Source organism: Streptomyces himalayensis subsp. himalayensis, assembly GCF_013778455.1.
GTDB lineage: Bacteria > Actinomycetota > Actinomycetes > Streptomycetales > Streptomycetaceae > Streptomyces > Streptomyces himalayensis.
Map to the genome: position 1 here is coordinate 310,762 of NZ_JACEHE010000004.1, position 21,491 is coordinate 332,252.

Below are 21,491 nucleotides of genomic sequence, written 5' to 3' on the forward strand. Positions count from 1 at the left end.
CCGCACGCGCGCGTGCAGCCGTCTCGTTTCCGAGCCGGTCTGCGCGCCCGTATCCCCTTTTCGACGACAGGGGGCTCAGCATGACGGCAGAGGCCCTGCCCCGGGTCCTGCGCGGCATGGCGGCCGCGATCCTGGACACCGACGGTGTGATCACCGACTCCGCGCGGATACACGCCGCCGCGTGGAAGACGGCCTTCGACGCCTGCCTGCGCGACCATCGGCCCCCGGACCCCGCCCAGCGCCGCCCCTTCGACGTACGCGACGACTATCTGCGGTACGTCGACGGCAAGTCCCGCCTGGACGGGGCAGCGGACTTCCTCGCGGCCCGCGGCCTCCACCTGCCTCCCGGCGATCCGGCGGACGAGCCCGGCACGGGCACCGTGCGGGCCGTCGCCGCGCTCAAGGAGAGGCTGTTCACCGAGCTGCTGCGTGAGCAAGGCGTCGATGCCTATCCGGGCACTGTCCGGCTGCTGGACGTGCTGCACGCCGCCCGGTTCCCGCTGGCGGCCGCGTCCGCATCCCGGCACGCCCGCGAACTCCTCGAACACGCAGGCGTGCTGGACCTCCTCGACGCTCTCGTCGACGGCGGCGAAGCGGCTCGGCTGCACCTGCCCGGCAAGCCCGATCCCGCTCTGTTCCTGGAGGCGTCGCGGCGCCTTGGCGTCCCGCCGGGCGCTGCCGCCGTCGTCGAGGACGCCCTGGCCGGCGTCGAGGCAGGGCGGCGCGGCGGCTTCGGACTGGTCGTCGGCGTGGACCGCGCGCGCACCCCGCAGACGCGTGCCGGCCTGCTGAAGCAGGGAGCGGACCTGGTGGTACAGGACCTGGGGGACCTCCTCACCGAAGAAAGCCCGGAGAACTGACCATGAGCCACTTGACCTGGGAGTACGAGGGCTACGACCCGGCACAGGAACGGCTGCGCGAATCCCTCTGCACCCTCGGCAACGGCTATTTCGCGACCCGGGGCGCTGCCCCCGAGTGCTCGGCGGATGCGATCCACTATCCCGGCACCTATGTGGCGGGCTGCTACAACCGCCTGACGTCGGCGGTGGCCGGGCGGCGCGTCGAGAACGAGGACATGGTCAACATGCCCAACTGGCTGCCGCTGCGCTTCCGTATCCGCCCGGACACCGAGGAGGGATCAGACCTGGCGGGGTCGTCAGGGCGATCCGAGTGGTCCCAGGGGTCCGGGCCCCCCGGTCCACTCGGCCGATACGAGGCCTCTTCGGCGCCCTCAGAGGCCCTCGACGCCGCATGGACCGGCAAGGCCACCCGGACCCTCGAGGCGGCCGGTGCTCTGCAGACCGCCGAGGCCCCGCAACCCGCCGAGACCGACCGCGCACGATGGTTCTCCCCGGAGACACACCGGCTTCCCTACCACCGCCAGACGCTGGACCTGGACTCCGGCACGCTCGAGCGCGTGTTCCGCTACGAGGACGAGCTGGGCCGGCGCGTCGCGGTGCGGCAGCAGCGCCTTGTCCACATGTCCCAGCCCCATCTGGCACTGCTGCGCACCCAGTTCACCGCGGAGGGATGGGAAGGGGACCTGGAGGTCGAGTCCGCCATCGACGGGTCGGTGGAGAACACGGGAGTCGAGCGGTACCGGCAGCTGAACACCCGCCACCTCACCCACGTCCACACCGGCTCGTCGGCCGCCGACACGGTGTGGCTGCGCTGCCGTACCCGCACCTCCGACATCCGTGTCGGTATGGCGGCCCGTACGATCGCGGACGCGCCGTCCGAGTCGGTCATCCGCCACGAGGGCATGCGGGTCCTCCACGTCCTGCGCTTCCCGCTGGTTCCGGGGCGCACCGTCACCGTCGACAAGACCGTGGCCCTGGACACCTCCCGGGACCGGGCCATCAGCGACCCGCTGCACGCCGCGGTCGACCGGATCCGCCGCGCCCCGTCCGCCGAGGCGCTGCTGGCCTCCCAGTACACCGCCTGGCAGCAGTTGTGGAGCACGGCGGAACTGGACGTGCCGGGCGCGTCCGGCTCCATCCTGCGCCTGCACCTCTTCCACGTCCTGCAGACCCTGTCGCCGAACACCGCGGACCTCGATGTCGGCGTGCCGGCCCGTGGCCTGCACGGGGAGGCCTACCGGGGGCACGTCTTCTGGGACGAACTGTTCGTGCTGCCGTATCTGAACCTGCACTTCCCCGAGGTCTCGCGGGCGATGCTCGACTACCGCCACCGCCGCCTCGAACGCGCCTGCTGGGCCGCCCGGGACGCCGGCCGCGCCGGAGCCATGTACCCGTGGCAGAGCGGCAGCAACGGTCGTGAGGAGACGCAGAAGCTGCATCTCAACCCGCGCTCGGGGCGGTGGCTGCCGGACCACTCGCACCTCCAGCACCACGTCGGTTCGGCGATCGCGTACAACATCTGGCAGTACTGCGAGGCCAGCGGCGACATGGAGTTCCTCCACACCAAGGGCGCCGAGATGCTGCTCCAGATCGCGCGGTTCTGGGCGAGTTCCGCGACGTACGACGAGGCGCTGGGCCGGTACCGGATCCTGGGTGTCGTCGGCCCCGACGAGTACCACGAGGCCTACCCGGGTGCGAAGGAACCGGGCCTGGACGACAACGCGTACACGAACGTCATGGCGGCCTGGGTGCTGGCGCGGGCGCTCGACGTGCTGCACGTCCTGCCCGAACCCCGGCGCCGGCAGCTCCTCGAACGCATCGGTCTCGAACCGGAGGAACCGGACCTGTGGGAGGACGTCTCCCGCAAGCTGTACGTGCCCTTCCACGCGGGCGTGATCAGCCAGTTCGAGGGCTACGGCGATCTCGCCGAGCTCGACTGGGAGGCCTACCGCAGGCGCTACGGGGACATCCGGCGCCTCGACCGGATCCTGGAGGCCGAGGGCGACTCGGTCAACCACTACCAGGCCTCCAAACAGGCCGACGTGCTGATGCTCGGCTATCTCTTCTCACCCGCCGAACTCCAGGGCCTCTTCCGCAGGCTCGGTTACCGCCTCGACGAGGACGACTGGCACCGCACGGTCGACTACTACCTGCACCGCACGAGCCACGGCTCCACGCTCAGCAGCCTCGTCCACGGCTGGGTACTGGCCCGGGTACAGCGCGCGGAGGCGTGGATGTACTGCCAGGAGGCGCTGGCCGGGGACATCGCCGACGTCCAGGGCGGGACCACGGGAGAGGGCATCCACCTCGGCGCGATGGCCGGCACCCTCGACTTCGTCCAGCGCGGACTGACCGGCTTGGAGACCCGGCGAGGCGCCATGTGCCTCGATCCTGTGCCGCTCCCGGAGCTGTCCGAGTACGGCTTCGCCGTCCGCTACCAGGGCCACTGGGGCGTGCGGTTCGTGCTGCGCCCGGGACAGCTGGAGGTCACCGTGCCGGACTCCGACCGCGACCCGATCGACATCACCCTGCCGGACCGCACGGTGGCCGTGGCCCCCGGGGAGTCCTGCACGCTGATGCTGCCGCACGGGTGACCAGCGGGCTCTGCGCGATGGGCCCGACGTTGGCGCGCTCCCGGCCGGGCGCACAGAGAGACGAGGACCAGGCGCACATATGGATCAATCGTTAGAATTCCGGCATGGGAGAGCGATCTGTCGCGCCCACTGCGCCCGAACTCGTCATCGAGACCGAAACGGGCTCGACGGTGATGACGCCGAACCGGGACTATCACGTCGGGCGGGACCCGTCGAGCGACATCGTCCTCGACGACGCCCGGGTCTCGTGGCACCACGCGGTGCTGCGGGCCGAGGCCGGATGCTGGACGATCGAGGACACGGGCAGCACGAACGGCACGTACACCGAGGGCCGGCGGGTCCTCCGCGTGCAGGGAGTGGGCCCGGGCAGCGTCATCCGCTTCGGCAACCCTGCCGACGGACCGCGCGCGGTGCTGGTCGGCCGGGAGGCACCGGGTTCCGAGGGTGATGGTCCTGCGGGTGCCTCCGCAGAGGCCACCGCCGTCCATGAGCCGGTCCATGAGCCCGAGCGGCCGTCCGCCGTCCTCGCTCCGGCCGCGACGGGGACCTTCCGGGAACCGACCATGGTGCTGTCGCTGCCCGCGCGCACCGTGCGGATCGGCCGCGCCGACGACAACGACCTGGTCATCGACGACCTGGTGGTCTCACGCAGGCACGCCGAACTGCGTGTGCACCATGACGGGACGTACGAGATCGTCGACCTCGGCAGCCACAACGGGACCTTTCTCAACGGCCAGCCGGTCGACCACGCCCAGGTCTCGCAGGGCGACATCGTGGGGATCGGCCACTCGGCGTTCTGCCTCATCGGCGACCAGTTGCAGGAGTACGTCGACACCGGAGAGGTCTCGCTGAACGTCCAGGATCTGACTGTCTCGGTCGACGGGGGCAGCCAGACACTCCTCGACGGGGTCTCGTTCCCCGTCGGCGAGAAGTCCCTGATCGCCGTGGTGGGCCCCAGCGGCGCCGGGAAGTCCACACTCCTGAACGCACTGACAGGGCTGCGCCCCGCCGACCACGGCACAGTGCTGTACGACGGCCGCGACCTGTACCGCGACTACGCGGAACTCCGCCAGCGCATCGGCCTCGTACCGCAGGACGACATTATGCACACGCAGCTGACTGTGCGCCGGGCGCTCGGATACGCGGCCGAGCTGCGCTTTCCCCAGGACACCGCGCCGGCGGAACGCTGGGAGAGGGTCGACGAGGTCATCCGCGAACTCGGCCTGGGGGAGCGCGCCGGCCAGCCCATCCACAGCCTTTCCGGCGGCCAGCGCAAGCGCGTGAGCGTCGCGCTCGAACTGCTGACCAAGCCGTCGCTGCTCTTCCTCGACGAGCCGACATCCGGACTCGACCCGGGCATGGACCGCTCGGTGATGCACATGCTGCGCGGACTCGCCGACCACGGCCACACCGTCATCGTGGTCACGCACAGCGTGCTCAGCCTCGACGTGTGCGACCGGCTGCTGGTGCTCGCCCCCGGCGGAAAGATCGCCTATTACGGCCCGCCGCGGGACACCCTGCGTTTCTTCGGCTTCAGGCAGTGGCCGGAGGCCTTCGAGGCCTTCGAGAACGACCGGGGGCGCGACTGGGCGGCGGAGTACCGGCGCTCGGCGTTCCAGCTGACGTACATCGGTGATTCCACCTCGCAGCCGCGCGCACTATTGGCAGCCGGGGCCCCGGCCGTCGGAGCGCCGCCGAAGGCCCAGAGCTGGGGGGCTCAACTGCGCACGCTGGTGCGGCGGTACTCCGCCGTCCTCAGCGCAGACCGGATCTTCCTCGCCATCATGATCGCGTTGCCGTTCGTGATGGGCGCGATGGCCCGGGCTCTCGGAGGGAGCCGGCTGACCTCGGCGACCACGATCAACGCGCTGCTCATCCTCTGTGTCGGTGCGGTTCTGACGGGTGCCGCCAACGCGGTGCGCGAGCTGGTCAAGGAACGCGTGATCTATCAGCGCGAACGCGCGGTCGGCCTGTCCAGATCGGCGTATCTGATGTCCAAGGTCGTCGTGCTCGGGGCCGTCACGGTGCTGCAGGCCGTCGTGCTGACCCTGGTGGCGTTGTTCGGCGTCGATCTGAACGCGCCGCGCGACCAGGGGGTGCTCATGCCGCCGCTGCTGGAGATCACGGTGGCCGTGGCCCTGCTGGCGTTCACGTCCATGATGCTCGGCCTCATGGTCTCCGCACTGGTGCGCAAGGAGGAGGTGACGATGCCGCTGCTGGTGCTCCTCGCCATCGTCCAGGTCGTCTTCTGCGGTCTGCTGCTCGAGGTGGACGGGGTTCCCGGCCTCGAGCAACTGGCGTGGCTGATGCCCTCCCGGTGGGCGGTGGGTGCCATGGCGGGAACCGTGGGGCTGGCCGAGATCGTCCCGGGCGACCTGACGAAGGATCCGCTGTTCGACCACACGGCTGAGGCATGGCTGCTGAACATGGGCATGCTCGTCGTGCTCGCGGCCCTCTTCGGGTTCGCCGTCATGCGGCTGCTGCGGCGGCGCGAACCCGCCCTGATGCGGAAGTAGGAGCACGCGCGATGACCACTACGGACTTCCGCCCCACACATGTGGTCCCCCAGGACGGACTGCCCGCCTGGGAGACCCCGGACGCGACGCGTCCGACGGCCGCGCTCGACGCGCTGTTGCCGGTCCAGCTGGTCGACCGGCGCGGCGACTGGGGCCGGATCCTCTGCTCCAACGGCTGGTCGGGCTGGGTCGACGGCCGGCTCCTGGTCGCCGTACCGCAGGAGCCGCCGGCCGCGAGCAGCCCGCTCACCCGCACGGCCGACCCGCGCCCGCTGCTGTCCAGGGTCGACGACCAGCTGGGCCGCTACCGGCGCGCGACGGAGGAGCTGATGACCGGCCGCATCGACGGCGAGGCCTTCCGAAAGCGCACTCGGGGCCTGCGTGTGGGGATGGTCGTCGACGGCGAGTCGGCCTGGCTGTACGACGCCGAACACGAGCGCTGGGTCTACAGCGACGGCGCGCATCTGAGCACGTATGCGACCTCAGGCGAGCCCCTGGGCCATGAGGGGGAGGACGAACCGGCCGGAGGTGCGGAAACACAGTCCGGGATGGAGTGGGGCGGAGCCGCGCACCCCGAGGCGCCGGTGGAGGCAACGCGGGCGGCCGGGAGCGAGCCGGTCGGTACGGATGAGGTGGACGTCCGTCGCGAGCCGACCCGCGTGATCCCCCCTGTGACGGACGGTCCGGCGCCCCCACGTGATGACCGGCCGGGTCGGGGGTGACGCCTCATGAGCTCGGCATCGCATGACATGAGCGTGTACTCGGGCCGGCCATCCGGCCTGATCGGGACCCAGATCGCCGGCTACCGGGTGGAGCGCGAGATCGGCCGCGGCGGCATGGCCGTCGTCTTCTGCGCCAAGGACCTGCGCCTCGACCGCACCGTCGCGCTCAAACTGCTCGCCCCCGAGCTCGCCCGCAACGACACCTTCCGTCGCCGCTTCACGCACGAGTCCCGTGTGGCCGCCGCCATCGATCATCCCCACATCGTGCCGATCTTCGAGGCCGGCGAGACCGAAGGCGTCCTGTACATCGCCATGCGCTATGTCTCGGGCGTGGACCTGCGCGCCATGCTCGACCGGGACGGCGCACTCCCCGCCGCGACCGCGATCCGCATCGCCGCCCAGGTGGCGTCCGCGCTCGACGCCGCCCATGAACACAACCTGGTCCACCGGGACGTCAAGCCCGGGAACATCCTGGTCGCCAAGGGCACCGACAGCGATCACCCCGAGCACGTCTATCTCACGGACTTCGGGCTGACGAAGAAGTCGCTGTCGCTCACCGGGTTCACCACCGTGGGCGAGTTCGTCGGCACGCTCGACTATGTCGCGCCGGAACAGATCTCCGGCCGCCCGGTGGACGGCAGGTGCGACGTCTACAGTCTCGCCTGCGTCGTCTACGAAACCCTCACCGGGAAGCCGCCCTTCCAGCGCGAGGAGGACATGGCGCTGCTCTGGGCACACCAGTACGACCAGCCGCCTCCGCTGACCGAGAAGCAACCGGACCTGCCCCCTGCCGTCGACGGCGTCATGGCGAAGGCCCTGGCCAAGACTCCCGACGACCGTTACGGTTCCTGCCTCGAGTTCGTGGCCGCCCTGCGGGCCGCGGCGACGCACACCGGCAAGGCCGGCCATGCGCCGACCGAGGTCGACATGCGGATCGTCGCAGCGCCCGCGCACCCCGGACCGCCTCCGGAACCTCCCCGCTGGGCCCGTCCCGTCTTTCCGTATCTGCCGCGCTAGCCGGGGCGGGGAGTCGTCCGCGCGGGCCGCCCGGCGGCTGTGGTCGGTCCAACTATCCAGAAATGCAGCTGATTTGACGCTCTGTCACTGATGTCCGATCTTCATGGCGTGTTCATGCCATGTCATGTATGCGCCATGCAAATACCTTGATCGCGGCGGCTGATCACCCGAGGATCATCACGATCTCTCCACCTGCTCACGCTCCTGACCGTCCACCGACGGCCGCTTCGGCGTGCGCGGGTGACCCGCAACGCCGTACTTGCACCACTCACGTTTCCGGCACACCCAAGGCGGGCCACCCCCGCCGACGTAGTCAAGGAGACCCGTGGCAAGACAGAGAAGACCGTTGCAGGTGGCCCTCGCGGCCCTGACCTCCCTCGTGGTGATGCCGCTCGCCGGCGGCACCGCGCTCGCCCAGCAGGACCCAGGCGCGGGCATCAGCGCGGTCGAGCAGAAGGCCGAGGCCAAGCTCCTCGACCAGCTCGAGGACAAGAAGAAGGTCACCTTCTGGATAGAGCTCGACAGCGACGCCGATCTCCAGGCGGCGGCCCAGGCCGAGACCAAGGACAAGATGGCCGCCGAGGTCTACGAGGCCAAGAAGCGGCACGCCAAGGAGTCCCAGGCGGACGTGGTGGAGCTGCTGAAGTCGGCGGACGTCGACTACACCTCCTTCTGGATCGACAACTCCGTGAAGGTCGTGGGCGGCGAGGAACTCCTCGGGAAGCTCGCCGAGCTCCCCGAGGTCGAGCGGATCACCGCGGACGACAAGATCACCATCGACGAACCGATCAAGGGCGACACCGAGCCCACGGTCGACGCCGTCGAGTGGAACATCGACCGCATCAACGCCCCCAAGGTCTGGAGCGAGCTCGGGGTCCGCGGTGAGGGCATCGTCGTCGCCAACATCGACTCCGGCGTCCAGTACGACCACGCGGCGGTCAAGAACCAGTACCGCGGCCTGAACGGCGACGGCACCTACGACCACGACTACAACTGGTTCGACCCGGCCGCCGTCTGCTCCACCGCGGTGCCCTGCGACAACAACGGCCACGGCACCCACACGATGGGCACGATGGTCGGTGACGACGGCGCCGACAACAAGATCGGCGTGGCGCCCGGCGCCAAGTGGATCGCCGCCAAGGGCTGCGAGTCCAACTCCTGCTCCCGCACCTCCCTGCTCGCCTCCGGGCAGTGGATCGTCGCCCCCACCGACCTCACCGGCGCCAACCCGCGCCCGGACCTGGCCCCCGACGTGGTGAACAACTCCTGGGGCGCCAACACCTACGACCCCTGGTACGGAGAGGTCGTGTCCGCCTGGCGCGCCGCCGGAATCTTCCCGGCGTTCTCCAACGGCAACGCAGGACCGTCCTGCAACACCGCCGGGTCGCCCGGCTCGTACGTGAGCAGCTACAGCTCCGGTGCGTTCGACAGCAGCAACGCCATCGCAAGCTTCTCCGCCCGGGGCTCGGGCGAGAACGGGGCGATCAAGCCGAACCTCGCAGCCCCGGGCGTCAACGTCCGCTCCAGCGTTGCCGGCGGCGGCTACGCCTCGTACAACGGCACCTCGATGGCGTCCCCGCACACCGCGGCCACCGTCGCGCTGATGTGGTCCGCGGCCCCCGCCATCGCGGGCGACATCGCCCAGACCGAGGCGCTGCTCGACGGGACCGCCATCGACGTCGACAACACCACCTGCGGCGGCACCGCGGCCGACAACAACGTCTTCGGCGAGGGACGGCTCGACGCGCTCGCAGCCGTCACCGCCACGCCGCGCGGCGCGACCGGAGGCCTGAAGGGCACGGTCACCTCCGGCGGCGAGGGTCTCGGTGGCGCGAAGGTCGTCGTGGACGGCCCGATCGACCGCACCGTCAACACCGCCGCGGACGGCACCTTCGCCCTGCCTGTGCTCTCCGTCGGCGACTACACGGTCACCGTCACGAAGTTCGGCTACCTCAAGGGGGCCGGAGATGTGAAGATCGCCGAAGGCGAGACCGCAACCCGTGACATCGCGGTGGACCGGGCCCCGTCGGCGAAGCTCTCCGGAACCGTCACCTCGCACACGGGCCCCGTGGCCGGCGCCACCGTCACCGTGAAGGACACCCCCCTGACCGCCACGGCGGACGACAAGGGCCACTACGAGGTCACCCTGCCGCTGGGTGAGTACGACCTGGCCGCGTCCGGCCCCTCCAAGTGCACCACCGAGGGCGCGGCGCAGGCCGCGGTGACCGCTGACACCACCGCGGACATCGCCCTGCCGGACGTCGTCGACACCTTCGGGTACGCGTGCGTGGCCGCCAAGGACGACTACGTCGCGGGCACGGACAAGACGACGCTCTCCGGCGACACCGCGACCCTCGCCGTCAGCCTGCCCTTCCCGGTCCCGCTGTACGGCAAGACCTACACGTCCGGGTGGGTCAGCACCAACGGTGCCCTGATGTTCGCCTCCAGCTCCACCACGGGCACCAACAACACCATCCCGCGCACGACCACACCCAACGCGGCGCTCTACCCGTTCTGGGACGACCTGGTCGTGAACGCGAGCACCGCGGGCGTCCACACCGGTGTCATCGGCACCGCCCCGCACCGCTCGTTCGTCGTCGAGTGGCGCAACGTGGCCCACTACTCGGCTCAGTCCGAGCCGTTCTCCTTCTCCGCCGTGATCGGTGAGGACGGCAAGATCTCCTACCACTACAAGGACATGTCGGGGATCAGCTACGAGTCGGGCTCCAGCGCCACAGTCGGTGCGGAGAACGCCACGGGCACCGACGGCTTCCAGTACTCCTACAACACGGGCGGCACCCTCTCCGACGGTCTCGGTATCGACTTCCGTACGACCAAGACCGGTGTGGTGCGCGGCTCCGTGCTCGACGCCAACGACGAGAAGGCCGTCGAGGGCGCCACGGTCACCGTCGGCACGGGCAGCACGGCCGTCACCGCCACCACCGGGGCGGACGGCTCCTACGTGGCCCAGGCCCCCGCCGGCGAGACCTCGGTGAAGCTCACCGCTCCCGCGTACCAGCCGGTCGAGAAGGCCGTGAAGCTGGCGGCGGGCGGCGTCGAGTCGGTCTCCGACTCCCTGAAGACGGGCAAGGTCGCGGTCTCCAAGGAGCAGTACGAGATCATCGTCCCCGAGGGCGAGAAGCGCGAGCGTGGCTTCGACCTCTCCAACTCCGGCTCCGCGACCGCCTTCACGGTCACCGAGGACGCTTCATGGCTGTCGGTCAGCCTGACCGACGGAAACCTCGACGCGGGTACGGATACCTCCGGCACGCTCTCCGTCGACACGGCCGGACACGAGCCGGGCGAGGTGCTCACCGCCGACGTCCAGGTGAAGTCCGACAGCGGCCGCGCACCGGTGGTCACCGTGCCGGTGAAGGTCGTCGTGCCGCGCTACCAGGCGGCGCTCGACACGGGCGCCTCGGGCGAGGGAGTCGTGGACGCTCTCGGCGACACCTGGCAGGCGGACCAGGAGTACACCGAAGGCTCCTTCGGCTTCCAGGGCACGTCGAGCACCAGGTCGACGACCGACGCCATCGCCGGCACCGACGAGCCGGAGCTCTTCCAGAACGCACGGGAGGGCATGTACGAGTACCGGTTCGACAACGTGCCCGACGGCGTCTACACGGTGGAGCTCGACTTCGCCGAGCTGTCGACCACCAAGCCGACCAAGCGCGTCTTCGACGTCCTCGCCGAGGGCACCGAGGTGGTGTCGTCCCTCGACATCGCGCTCGAGGCCGGCACCTACAAGGCGGTGAAGCGCACGGTCACCGTCACCGTCACCGACGGCGTGCTCGACGTGCGGTTCGTGGCGACCGCCGGCAAGCCGCTCGTCAACGCGATCCGCGTCACCGACCGGCCTGACAAGGCCTGACGGGACGACAGAAAGGCCTGCCGGACGATCAGAAAGGCCGACGAAAGGGCCTGTCCCGCCGTAGGGCGGGGCGGGCCCCTCGTCGTTCCACTCCGAAGGGCGGGGCAGGCCCCCTCGTGCCTCGTATCAGGCTTTGGGCGCCGCGGTGGGGCGGACGGCAGCCCGGACCTCGCCCCGGCGCTGAACCCGCCCGGCGAGCAGGCCACCCAGAAAGCCGCCGACGAACCCCCACAGCAGGGCGAAGCCGAGCGCGGTCCACAGCCGGGGGCGCAGCGACACCTCTCCGGACAGGCCTCCGCCGAGGTCGCCGAAGCCCAGGACCGACAGGGCGAAGTGCGCCGAGACCCGCGCGACGAGACAGATGGTGAGCACGGTCAGTGCGAGCGCCACCGCCATGTGCACGGCATGCCGCCAGGCCCGCAGACGGGCCGGTGACCGCACCGCCATCAGAAAGGCGCAGGCCAGGACGAGGATCCCGGCGAGAACCGCGAGCCACCACCAGCGGCCGTCGACATCCGTGAGGCTGCGCAGACTGAGGGGCGAATCGTCCGCATCGCGCAGTACGGTGTCCAGCGCCTGCGGCATCGGAAGGTCGAAGGGCTGCCCTTCGACTCTGCCTTCCCAGGAGGTGCCGAGACCGATGGTGAGGGCGAGCCACGTCAGGTTCGGCAGGCAGAGCAGGAGCACGGCGAGCTTGCCGGCGGCACCTCCTTGGATCGCCGCCGAGAGCAGCCCGATGACCGCTCCCCCCGCAACCCACACCAGGAGCAGCACGACCATGGTGAACGCGGCCGGCCGTACCGACTCCTGGAAGCGCACGAGATGCGCCGGAAGGGGCGCCCTGCGGGACACCAGCAGCGTCAGTACGAAGAGGCCGACGAGCCACAGCAGTCCGAAGAGGAGCGTGACGGGCAGATCCGTCTCGAAACCGATCCTGGGGGAGACGTCCAGTAGGTCACCGAGCTCGCTGAGCGTCTCGCTCCCCGCCGGCACGGCGAACGTCGCACGCGCCAGGAGCGACAGGCCGATCAGGGCCAGGGCCCACAGGACCGCGAGACGGCCCGCCCACCCCGCCAGCTCGCGGGAGCCGGCGACGGCCCGGTGACGCAACGGCCGGAGGATTCCGGCGGCGATCACCAGGGCCCCGGCGAGCGTCACCGACAGCGGGATCACGGACAGCTCCGCACGCGTCTCGGCGAGCGCGCCGGCGTCACCCGAGAAACGGACGGAGCCGCCGACCGCCATCACGACGACGGCCGCGACGACACGGGGGAACGCCGCACCCGGAAGGCCGGCCGCCCCGGCGGCCCACAGGCCGAGGGCGGCGACGACGGCCATGACGAGGAGCCCGGCGAGCACCACCGCAAGGGCCTCGAGCCAGCCGTGACGCGCCTGCCGGTGGTGGGAGGCGCTCCTCGGCTGGTGGGAGGCGATCCCGCGCTGGTGGGAGTCATGCTGAGCGCCTGCCCGGTCGGGCGGTGTCTTGCGGCTCACCCTGTCACGCTAAGCAGCACGTGGCCGACCCGCCCCTCGGGAGAGCCGACCGCGTCGACTTGCGGGCCGAGCAGAGGCCGACTTGCGGGCCGCGCAGAGCGAGAGCACACAATGGAAAGCAGAGGGAAGAGTGACGCATGGCCGCACGGCCGCATGTGTCGCCGGCTTCCTCGGCCCGGTTGATCGGCCGGCTTTCTGGGCCGGAATCCGTGCCGCAGGACCTCTGCTGCGGAGGACCGTTCCCCTCCTCGGGACGCTTCCGCCTCGGGACGCTCCCGTCGCGAGCCCTTGCGCCGTGAACTGCCGCCGTCCCGCCGCGGGAACTCCGCAGGCCGTACACGGCCTGAAGAACCGCAGGCCCCCAAGCAGCTCCGAAGCAGCTCCGCAGTAGCTCTCAAGCAGGGAAGACGAGCTCGTGAGCGTCGAACCGCCGCCGTCCGAGCGCCCCACCGGACCCCCCGCAGGACCCCCGTCAGGCCCGCTCTCGGGCCCCTCGCAACGGCATCGCACACCGCCGCCGCCGAGCGGTGGCCGACCCCCCGGTGAGCCGCCGGGCGGAGGAGGCCGGGGCCGCGGCCGTGGGGGCGGCGCCGGCGAAGGACCCCAGCGCCCCTGGTGGAAGTCCGTGCCCCAGGTAGCGGCCATCGCTGCCGCGATCGTGGCAGCGGTGGCCCTGATCGTCACCTTCACCCGGCCCGACGGCACGTCGAACCAGCAGCAGGGTGAGATCTTCCTCCAGTCCGCCGCGAGCTCCGGGCCGGACCCGTTCACGGAGTCGACGGCTCGGGAGACCACCCCGCCGCCGTCGACGCCCTCGCCGACCAGTACGCCGACGGGGACGGGCAACGTGGCCCAGGGCGTGGACGGGCATGCCCCCGGCCTCTACGGGGGTACGCGGAACGTGGCGAGCTGTGACGTCGAGAAGCAGATCAAAGTACTCAACGCGGATCCGGCGAAGAACAAGGCCTTCGCCTCCGCGTTGGGCATCCAGCCCGCCAACGTCCCGTCCTATCTGCGGGGGCTCACACCCGTGCAGCTCAGGGCCGACACCCGTGTCACCAACCACGGCTACCGGAACGGCTCCGCCACCAGTTATCAGGCGGTTCTGCAGGCCGGCACCGCAGTCCTGGTCGACGACCGCGGCGTACCGCGGGTGCGCTGCGCGTGTGGCAACCCGCTCAAGCCGCCGGTCGCGAAGCAGGCCGATCCCAAACGCACCGGGGACGCGTGGCCCGGCTACCAGCCGACGAACACCGTCGTCGTGGTGCCCGCGCCCAAACCGGTGAAGGAGTTCGTCGTCCACGACCCGGAAAACGACGAGTGGTTCGCCCGGAAGAAGGGGGACAAGTCGGGGTCGCAGGACAAGAAGACCGAGCCGCCGCCGAAGACCGCGTTCCCGCCGGGGAAGGACGGCGAAGAACCGAAGCCTGACGAGCAGAAGCCGAAGCAGGAGGAGGAGCAGAAGCGGCCTGAGGAGGAGCCGAAGAAGGACGGGGAGGAGGAGCCGAAGGAGGACAGGGAGGAGCCGAAGGAGGAGCCGAAGAAGGACGGGGAGGAGGAGCCGAAGGAGGACAGGGAGGAGCCGAAGGAGGAGCCGAAGGAGGACAGGGAGGAGCCGAAGGACGAGCCGAAGGAGGACAGGGAGGAGCCGAAGGACGAGCCGAAGGAGGACAGGGAGGAGCCGAAGAAGGACAGGGAGGAGGGGCCGGTGGAGCCTCCGATGACGGAGGGGCCGGTGGAGCCTCCGATGACGGAGGGGCCGGTGGAGCCTCCGATGACGGAGGGGCCGGTGGAGCCTCCGATGACGGAGGAGCCGGTGGAGCCACCGAAGACGGAGGAGCCGGTGGAGCCACCGAAGACGGAGGAGCCGGTGGAGCCTCCCAAGACGGAGGAGCCGGTGGAGCCACCGAAGCCGGAGGAGCCCGCGGAGCCTCCGCCCGCGGAGCCTCCGGGCGGCGACGGAGACGGCGGCGATGGCGGCGACGGCGGTGACGGGGGCGGCGACGGCGGTGACGGGGGCGGTGACGGCGGCGGCGATGGCGGTGGCGGCGGCGAGGGCTAGGCACTCGAAGGTGCGCTCGGTCCACCCGAACGTGCGGCTCGGTCCTGCGGCGGCCCGACGGGGACCCGCCACGGCTGCCGAGGAACCCACGTATGCGCGCCCGGATGCGAGCCGCGCGTGGGGCGGTGAACCTGGAGTGGTGGGGGGCCATCTCCGAAAGAGGATCAGCCATGTCCATGATGGACAAGATCAAGCAGATGCTGAAGGGCCGCGAGAGCCAGGTCGACCGGGCCGTCGACAAGTCGGGTGACTTCATCGACGACAAGACCCAGGGCAAGTACAAGGGTCAGGTCGACGCGGCCCAGGAAAGGCTCAAGGACGAGTTCGGCACGGGCCGGGACCAGCAGCAGCCGCCGCCCCAGAGCTGACGGTCACCGGGGAGCCTGCGGGCGGCGTCTGTACGAACCGACGTCGAGTTCGACGGCGAGCGCCCGCCGACCTGTCGGCCTGACCCGCCCCAGGGGCGCGTAGCTGTGCGCCCCTGGGGCGGCGATCTTCTCCCTGTTCGTCGGTGACCGCTGGGGACACCTCCTCGGCCGCGCGCGGGGACATCCCGCCGGTGCCTTCGCAGATCAGAGGCCGCTTCCGCTGTGCGGAGGCGGCCTTTTCGCGGGCTTTTACCCGCAGTCCCCCGCTCCGTCAAGTCCCGATTCCTCGGAACATGACCATGCCCTGCGATTCCGGCCTAATTGAAGCGCGGGCCCCCAAACGAAAAGGGTCGGCACATCGCAGGGGAATCGGTGAGGATTCCCTTCCTTATCGAAAAGGCCGGTTTTTCCGGCAGAGCGGTCCCGGGTCGGAGCGGATCCTTTGGTCATCATCCCTGACTTCCCGAGGGTCGCAGAATCCTCTTCATGTTAAAAGGAGAAAAGACATGGTTCATATTCTTCATTCACACGACGACGCCCGGCCGAAGCGGCGGGGGCGCCGCCTCGCGACAGTCGTCGCCTCGGCCGCTCTCATCACCGGGGGTGTCGTCCTTCCGGCATCCTCCGCCTTCGCGGACGGTGGTGCTGGCGGCGCTGGTGGTGCCGGCGGCGTCAGCGTCAACGGTCCTGGTGGTGCCGGCGGTTCCGGGGGCGCGGGTGGCGGCAGCGTCAACGGCAAGGGTGGTACCGGTGGTACCGGTGGTACCGGCGGCGGCAGCGTGAACGGCCCCGGTGGTGCCGGCGGTTCCGGGGGCTCCGGTGGCGGCAGCGTCAACGGTCCTGGTGGTACCGGCGGAACTGGTGGCACCGGCGGCACCAGCGTCAACGGCCCCGGAGGCGGCGGTGGCGGTGGCGGTGGCGGCGGCGGAAGCGTCACCGGCTCCGGTGGTACGGGTGGCTCCGGCGGTCAGGGTGGCAACAGCACCAACGGCAACGCGGGTGGCGGCGGCAACGGTGGTGGCGGCGGCAGCAGCACCACGGGTTCCGGTGGTACGGGTGGCGCCGGCGGTCAGGGCGGCAACAGCACCAACGGCAACGGTGGCAACGGTGGCTCCGGTGGCCCCGGTGGCGGCAGCGTCACTGGTCCGGCCGGTGCCGGTGGTGCCGCCGGCGCCGGAGGCACTGGGGCCTGACGGCCACACCCGGCGGCCCTCACATGTGTGGCGGCGGCCCCCACGTCCCGCGGCGCTCGGGGCCGCCGAGCCGCTCATCGCGGCGGGGTGGAGGTCTTCGGCGACCTTCACCCCCCGCCCCCGACTTCCCTCTCGTTACTCGTGATCGGCTCGGTCGGCCGACACGGTATCCGGGCCCAGCGCTCACAGAGGACGCCCTCGTCATGGAAACGGAGAAACCCCAATGCCCCGAATGCTCTGGCAACGTCCCCTCATCCTTGCGACAGCCGCACTGGCCGTCGCCTCCGGCACCGCGTACGCCACACAGGCCCCGCAGAGTGCCGTCCAAGCCACAAACTATTCCGCGAGTGTCAACGACCTTCTCGGCAGCGACTCGGACTGCGCAAAGGGCGGGGAAGGTGGCAAGGGCGGTGAGGGCGGCAAGGGCGGCGAGCCGGGTAAGCCGGGTGAGCCCGGTAAGCCGGGTGAGCCGGCTCAGCCCGGAAACCCTGGTCAGCCGGGTGAACCAGGTCAGCCGGGTGAGCCGGGTGAGCCGGGTGAACCAGGTCAGCCGGGTAAGCCGGGTGAACCAGGTCAGCCCGGTAAGCCGGGTGAACCAGGTCAGCCCGGCAAGCCGGGTGAACCAGGTCAGCCCGGCAAGCCGGGTGAGCCCGGTCAGCCCGGCAAGTCAGGCTGTCTCGAGCTCGAGGATCTTCCCGATAAACCGGAGGAAGAACTCACGGCGGCGGACAAGATGCAAATCGTGATGGCCGTGCTGTCCGGGCAGGTGTCGAAGGCCGAGGTGGCGAAGAAGTACGACGTCTCGGAAGAGGAGATCGACACCTGGGAGAAGCAGTTCCTCGAGGGTGACTGGGCGGCGCTGGCTGCAGAGGACAGCTTCCCCCGGAACCCCTGACCGCAGCTGCGGACCCGGCCGTCCCCTCGACGGGTCTCAGCCCGGGGCGCTCCGACCCGATTCGGGCGGGGCGCCCACCTGGCGATCCCGCGAGGTCGCGTGGAAAGGGGGCGCGAAAATCCGAGCCTTCTCGGGAACCCTTTTTGGAAGAGAGAACTCCATGCGTATCAACTCCTGGAAATTCCGTCTCGTTGTCGCGGCCACGACCGCCCTGATCGGCGGGGGCGCGCTGGCACCAGCCGCGACGGCGGCACCGCTGCCACAGGCCGACGCGCACCAGACGAGTGCCGGCCAGCGTCTCCCCACCGGGGACGATTCCAACGATGCGTTCGGCGAAGTCACAGTGGGCGAGGACAACGCCCGTCTCGGCGATCGAGCGTGTGCGGGCAACTGCAACGGGACCGTCAACGGCACCAATGGGAGCGATGGCGGGATCTGCGCCGGGCTCTGCAACGGCAGTGCGAACGGCGGCCGCGGCACCAATGGCGGGCCAGGCCAGAACGGCACCAACGGCGGCAACGGCGGGGTCTGCGTCGGGGTCTGCGGCGGGAGTGCCAACGGGGGCGACGGTGGCGATGGCGGGGACGCGGTCGACGGCGGAGACGGCGGCGACGGTGGGACGGGCGGCGACGGCGGGCTCTGCGTCGGCGTGGGCTGCGAGACCAGTGGTCAGGGCGGCCGCGGTGGCAACGGAGGCCAAGGCTGATGTCTACGGTTCCGTGCCCCGCCAACCGGACCGGCCCCTCCGGCCGGTCCGGTTGGCGCGGCGTACGGCTGGCCGCCACCAGGCGCCCGCAGTGCCGAGAGGCGCGGTGGAAGTTGTGTCCGACCCGGTCAGGCACCCGCAGAAGTGCCTCAGACCCCGGCAAGCGACTGCTCGGCCCAGATGGTCTTGCCGATGGGGGCATGCCGAGTGCCCCAGCGCTGCGAGAGCTGGGCGACCAGCAGCAGGCCCCGCCCCCCTTCGTCGAAGGTCCGGGCGCGCCGCATGTGCGGGGTGGTACTGCTCGAGTCGGAGACCTCGCAGATCAGGGTGCTGTTCTCATGGATCAGCCGCAGCTGGATGGGCGGATGGCCGTAGCGGATGGCATTGGTGACGAGCTCGCTGACCATCAACTCGGTGATGAAGATCGCGTCCTCCAGCCCCCAGGCCTCCAGCTGGTCGGTGGCGTTCTTGCGGGCCTGTGAGACTACGGCGGGGTCGGAGGCCAGGTCCCAGGCGGCGACGCGGTCGGCGTGGAGGGCCCTGGTGCGGGCGACGAGCAGGGCGATGTCGTCATCGGGGCGGTGGGTCAGCAGGGACGCGAGAACCCTGTCGCAGACCGTTTCCAGCGTCGCGGCGGGGAGCGCGAGGGCCGCGAACATCTTGTCCAGGGCTTCGTCGATGTCGTGGTCACGCGGCTCGAGCAGACCGTCGGTGTACAGCGCCAGGACGCTGCCCTCGGGCAGTTCCGTCTCGAAGGTCTCGAAGGGGAGGCCGCCCAGACCCAGCGGCGGTCCTGCGGGGACGTCGAGGAAGTAGACGGCGCCCTCAGGGGTGACCACGGCGGGCGGGGGATGGCCGGCCCGGGCGAGGGTGCAGTGCCGGGAGACCGGGTCGTAGACCGCGTACAGGCAGGTGGTGCCGATGCCCCCGGCGGTTTCGGCGGCGGGGTCCGCGCTGCCCTCGTCGGCGGACAGATGGATGACGAGGTCGTCGAGGTGGGTGAGCAGTTCGTCGGGCGGCAGGTCGACGTCGGCCAGCGTGCGCACGGCGGTGCGCAGCCGGCCCATGGTGGCGGAGGCACGGATGCCGTGGCCGACCACATCCCCCACGACGAGGGCCACCCGCGCTCCGGACAGCGGGATCACGTCGAACCAGTCGCCGCCCACGCCGGCCCGGGTACCGGCGGGCAGATATCGGAAAGCGATCTCGAGTGCGGCCTGATCGGGCAGCGTGTGCGGGAGCAGGCTGCGCTGCAGGGTCATCGTGCTGGTGCGCTCCCGGGTGTACCGGCGGGCGTTATGGATGCTCACCGCCGCTCTGGCCGTGAGCTCCTCGGCCAGCAGCAGGTCGTCCGACTCGAACGCCTCCCGGCGCCGGTGACGGCTGAACAGTGCCACGCCGAGAGTGGTACCACGGGCACGGAGCGGCACGACCATCACCGAGTGCGTCCCGTAGTCCCGGATCCAGGCGGCTCCGGGGTCCTGTGCCGCCCATCGGGCGATGGCGGAGTCGGTCATCTCGTACAGCGCGGGACGGCCCGTTGCCAGGCACTCGGCCGGAGGCGAGAGCGCCGGGTATGCGCTCGTGTCGCCCACCGCGACCAGGGACTCCGGGCTCTCCTCGACGACCGACCGCAGCGCGGTGCGGCGCATGGTGACCGGGCCGGGCGACGCGGCGGACGCCGGCTCGTCGGCCTGCTGGGGGATGTCGAGCAGGTCGACGGCTGCGAAGTCCGCGAGCCGGGGGACGGCGACGTCGGCCAGGTCCTGCGCGGTGTGTGCGATGTCCAGAGTGGTACCGATACGGGCACCGGCCTCGTTCAGCAGCATCATCCGCTGCCGGGCGAGGTATTCCCCGGACCTGTCGTGTGCCGTCAGGCAGACCGCGCACACCCTGCCTTCGGGGTCCTTCAGTGGTGCGAAGGAGGTCGACCAGCCACGCTCCGGGCTCACACCCGTCGGCCGGATGTACGCCTCCACGTACTGCGGCTCACCTGTCTCCAGCGTCTGCCGCATCTTCCTCTCGGCCTCGTCGCTCACGGGATACGGCGCGATCTCCGGCAGGTGCAGCCCCTGCATCTGGGCCTCGGTGAGCGACATGGCGCGCTCCATGCCGGCGTTGGCCCCCACCAGCCGCAGATCGGTGTCGAAGATCGCCAGGATGTCGGGGGACTGGGTGAACGTCCATTCCCTCAGCGCCTGGCCTCCGGGCGTGAGCGGCCGCCCCGCCACGGCGGACACCACAAGCCATTCGGTGATCCCGGTGTCCGTCGACCTGCGGTGCGCGAGCAGTACCGTCTCCAGCCGGTGGCCGTCCCGGTGCCGCAGCGCCACGCTGCCGCTCCATCGTTCCTGCCCGGCCGGGGTTCTTCGGCCTGCCGTTTCCTTGGCCTCATCGGCGAGCAGGCTCGCGGCCGGCCTGCCCACGATCTCGGAGGGCACGTAGCCGAGCAGCCGCCCGGCACCCTCGCTCCACCCCGTCACGATGCCCTGCTCATCGATGGTGGCAGTAGCCGTGTACGCAGAGTCGAGCGAGGCGTCCGACTCGTCGGGCCGCTCGTCAGGAGGCTCGTCAGGAGGGGTGGGAAGTCGCTCCATCGCCGCTCATCTCGCCCTTGCTCGGTCCTTTCCCTGCTGTCCCCACGGGACTCTGCACGGCCAGGGCTCCAGCTCCACTGACCAGCATGATCCTGCCGGGCGTGGAGCACCAACGCAGCGTTGCCACAAGGCTCTGACCTGCTCAGAGGGGACGGCGCACGGTCGTCGGCTCGGAAGCCCTCGGGCGGGGTTGGAAAAATGTTCAGAAAGTGTGCAACGGCATGGAACCGGCCTCCGGACTCTTGGCGTGAATACGTGCAATAGCGACATTCCGGTCTTTCTCACCTGCTTCCGAGGGCGCGAGCAGCGAAGGCAAGCCGATCCGTCGGAGGACTCCCATGAGCTTCACCACCACGCCGCACACCGAAGCGCCCGCCGCCACGCAGCCCGCGCTGGACGCACTGGCCCCGCGTGAGCAGGAGACACTGCGACACATCGCCGCAGGGCACACCTACCTGCAGACAGCCCGCCACATGGGGCTCTCGAGGCACACGGTCGACGCGTACCTCCGCCGTATCCGGGCCAAGCTGGGAATCAACAGCACGGCGGAACTCACACGGCTCGCCATCTCCCTCGGGCTGTGATTCCAGTGAGTC

Annotated in this window: 13 protein-coding genes and 1 pseudogene; 12 read left to right on the top strand and 2 right to left on the bottom strand. The window is 70.5% G+C overall.

Translation table 11 applies throughout. From position 1 onward, the window contains the following. The first annotated feature begins 80 nt into the window (after positions 1–80). The 6 genes from H1D24_RS09685 (at position 81) to H1D24_RS09710 (ending at position 11,580) form a co-directional block, all read left to right on the top strand. A complete protein-coding gene (locus H1D24_RS09685; RefSeq protein ID WP_181657006.1) occupies positions 81–860 on the top strand; it encodes an HAD family hydrolase in 780 nt (259 codons plus the stop codon). A 2-nt stretch (positions 861–862) separates the two neighbouring features. After that, positions 863–3,454 (top strand): glycoside hydrolase family 65 protein, encoded by a 2,592-nt coding sequence (locus H1D24_RS09690; protein WP_258563957.1) that lies wholly within the window; start codon positions 863–865, stop codon positions 3,452–3,454. A 104-nt stretch (positions 3,455–3,558) separates the two neighbouring features. Continuing rightward, on the top strand, positions 3,559–5,970 hold the full coding sequence (locus tag H1D24_RS09695) for an ABC transporter ATP-binding protein/permease (RefSeq protein ID WP_181657007.1): 2,412 nt from the start codon (positions 3,559–3,561) through the stop codon (positions 5,968–5,970). Positions 5,971–5,981: 11 nt separating this feature from the next. Next, positions 5,982–6,692 carry an SH3 domain-containing protein gene (locus H1D24_RS09700; protein ID WP_181657008.1) on the top strand — a complete coding sequence of 237 codons (711 nt, stop codon included), beginning with the start codon at positions 5,982–5,984 and terminating at the stop codon, positions 6,690–6,692. Between the two features lie 6 nt (positions 6,693–6,698). Continuing rightward, positions 6,699–7,709, top strand: a complete 1,011-nt coding sequence (locus tag H1D24_RS09705; RefSeq protein WP_181657009.1) for a serine/threonine-protein kinase — start codon at positions 6,699–6,701, stop codon at positions 7,707–7,709. 325 nt (positions 7,710–8,034) lie between these two features. After that, on the top strand, positions 8,035–11,580 hold the full coding sequence (locus tag H1D24_RS09710; protein ID WP_309484263.1) for a S8 family serine peptidase: 3,546 nt from the start codon (positions 8,035–8,037) through the stop codon (positions 11,578–11,580). Between the two features lie 126 nt (positions 11,581–11,706). Here H1D24_RS09710 and H1D24_RS09715 read toward each other — a convergent pair whose 3' ends face one another. Beyond that, on the bottom strand, positions 11,707–13,014 hold the full coding sequence (locus tag H1D24_RS09715) for a streptophobe family protein (RefSeq protein ID WP_181657100.1): 1,308 nt from the start codon (positions 13,012–13,014) through the stop codon (positions 11,707–11,709). Between the two features lie 475 nt (positions 13,015–13,489). Here H1D24_RS09715 and H1D24_RS42255 point away from each other — a divergent pair. The 5 genes and pseudogenes from H1D24_RS42255 to H1D24_RS09740 form a co-directional block, all read left to right on the top strand. Continuing rightward, a pseudogene (locus H1D24_RS42255) lies at positions 13,490–14,476 on the top strand (DUF6777 domain-containing protein); the annotation flags it as partial. Between the two features lie 830 nt (positions 14,477–15,306). Next, on the top strand, positions 15,307–15,504 hold the full coding sequence (locus H1D24_RS09725; RefSeq protein ID WP_181657011.1) for an antitoxin: 198 nt from the start codon (positions 15,307–15,309) through the stop codon (positions 15,502–15,504). 506 nt (positions 15,505–16,010) lie between these two features. Further along, positions 16,011–16,697, top strand: coding sequence for a hypothetical protein (locus H1D24_RS09730; protein ID WP_181657012.1), 687 nt, complete (start codon positions 16,011–16,013; stop codon positions 16,695–16,697). Positions 16,698–16,929: 232 nt separating this feature from the next. Beyond that, positions 16,930–17,592 carry a DUF1153 domain-containing protein gene (locus H1D24_RS09735; protein WP_181657013.1) on the top strand — a complete coding sequence of 221 codons (663 nt, stop codon included), beginning with the start codon at positions 16,930–16,932 and terminating at the stop codon, positions 17,590–17,592. A gap of 160 nt (positions 17,593–17,752) precedes the next feature. Continuing rightward, positions 17,753–18,298 (top strand): hypothetical protein, encoded by a 546-nt coding sequence (locus H1D24_RS09740; protein ID WP_181657014.1) that lies wholly within the window; start codon positions 17,753–17,755, stop codon positions 18,296–18,298. Between the two features lie 149 nt (positions 18,299–18,447). Here the strand turns inward: H1D24_RS09740 and H1D24_RS09745 are convergent, their stop codons facing one another. Then, positions 18,448–20,895, bottom strand: a complete 2,448-nt coding sequence (locus H1D24_RS09745) for a SpoIIE family protein phosphatase (protein WP_181657015.1) — start codon at positions 20,893–20,895, stop codon at positions 18,448–18,450. A gap of 338 nt (positions 20,896–21,233) precedes the next feature. Here H1D24_RS09745 and H1D24_RS09750 point away from each other — a divergent pair, with 338 nt between their 5' ends. Beyond that, complete coding sequence (locus H1D24_RS09750) at positions 21,234–21,479, top strand: response regulator transcription factor (protein ID WP_181657016.1); 246 nt, start codon at positions 21,234–21,236, stop codon at positions 21,477–21,479. Positions 21,480–21,491: the final 12 nt, after the last annotated feature.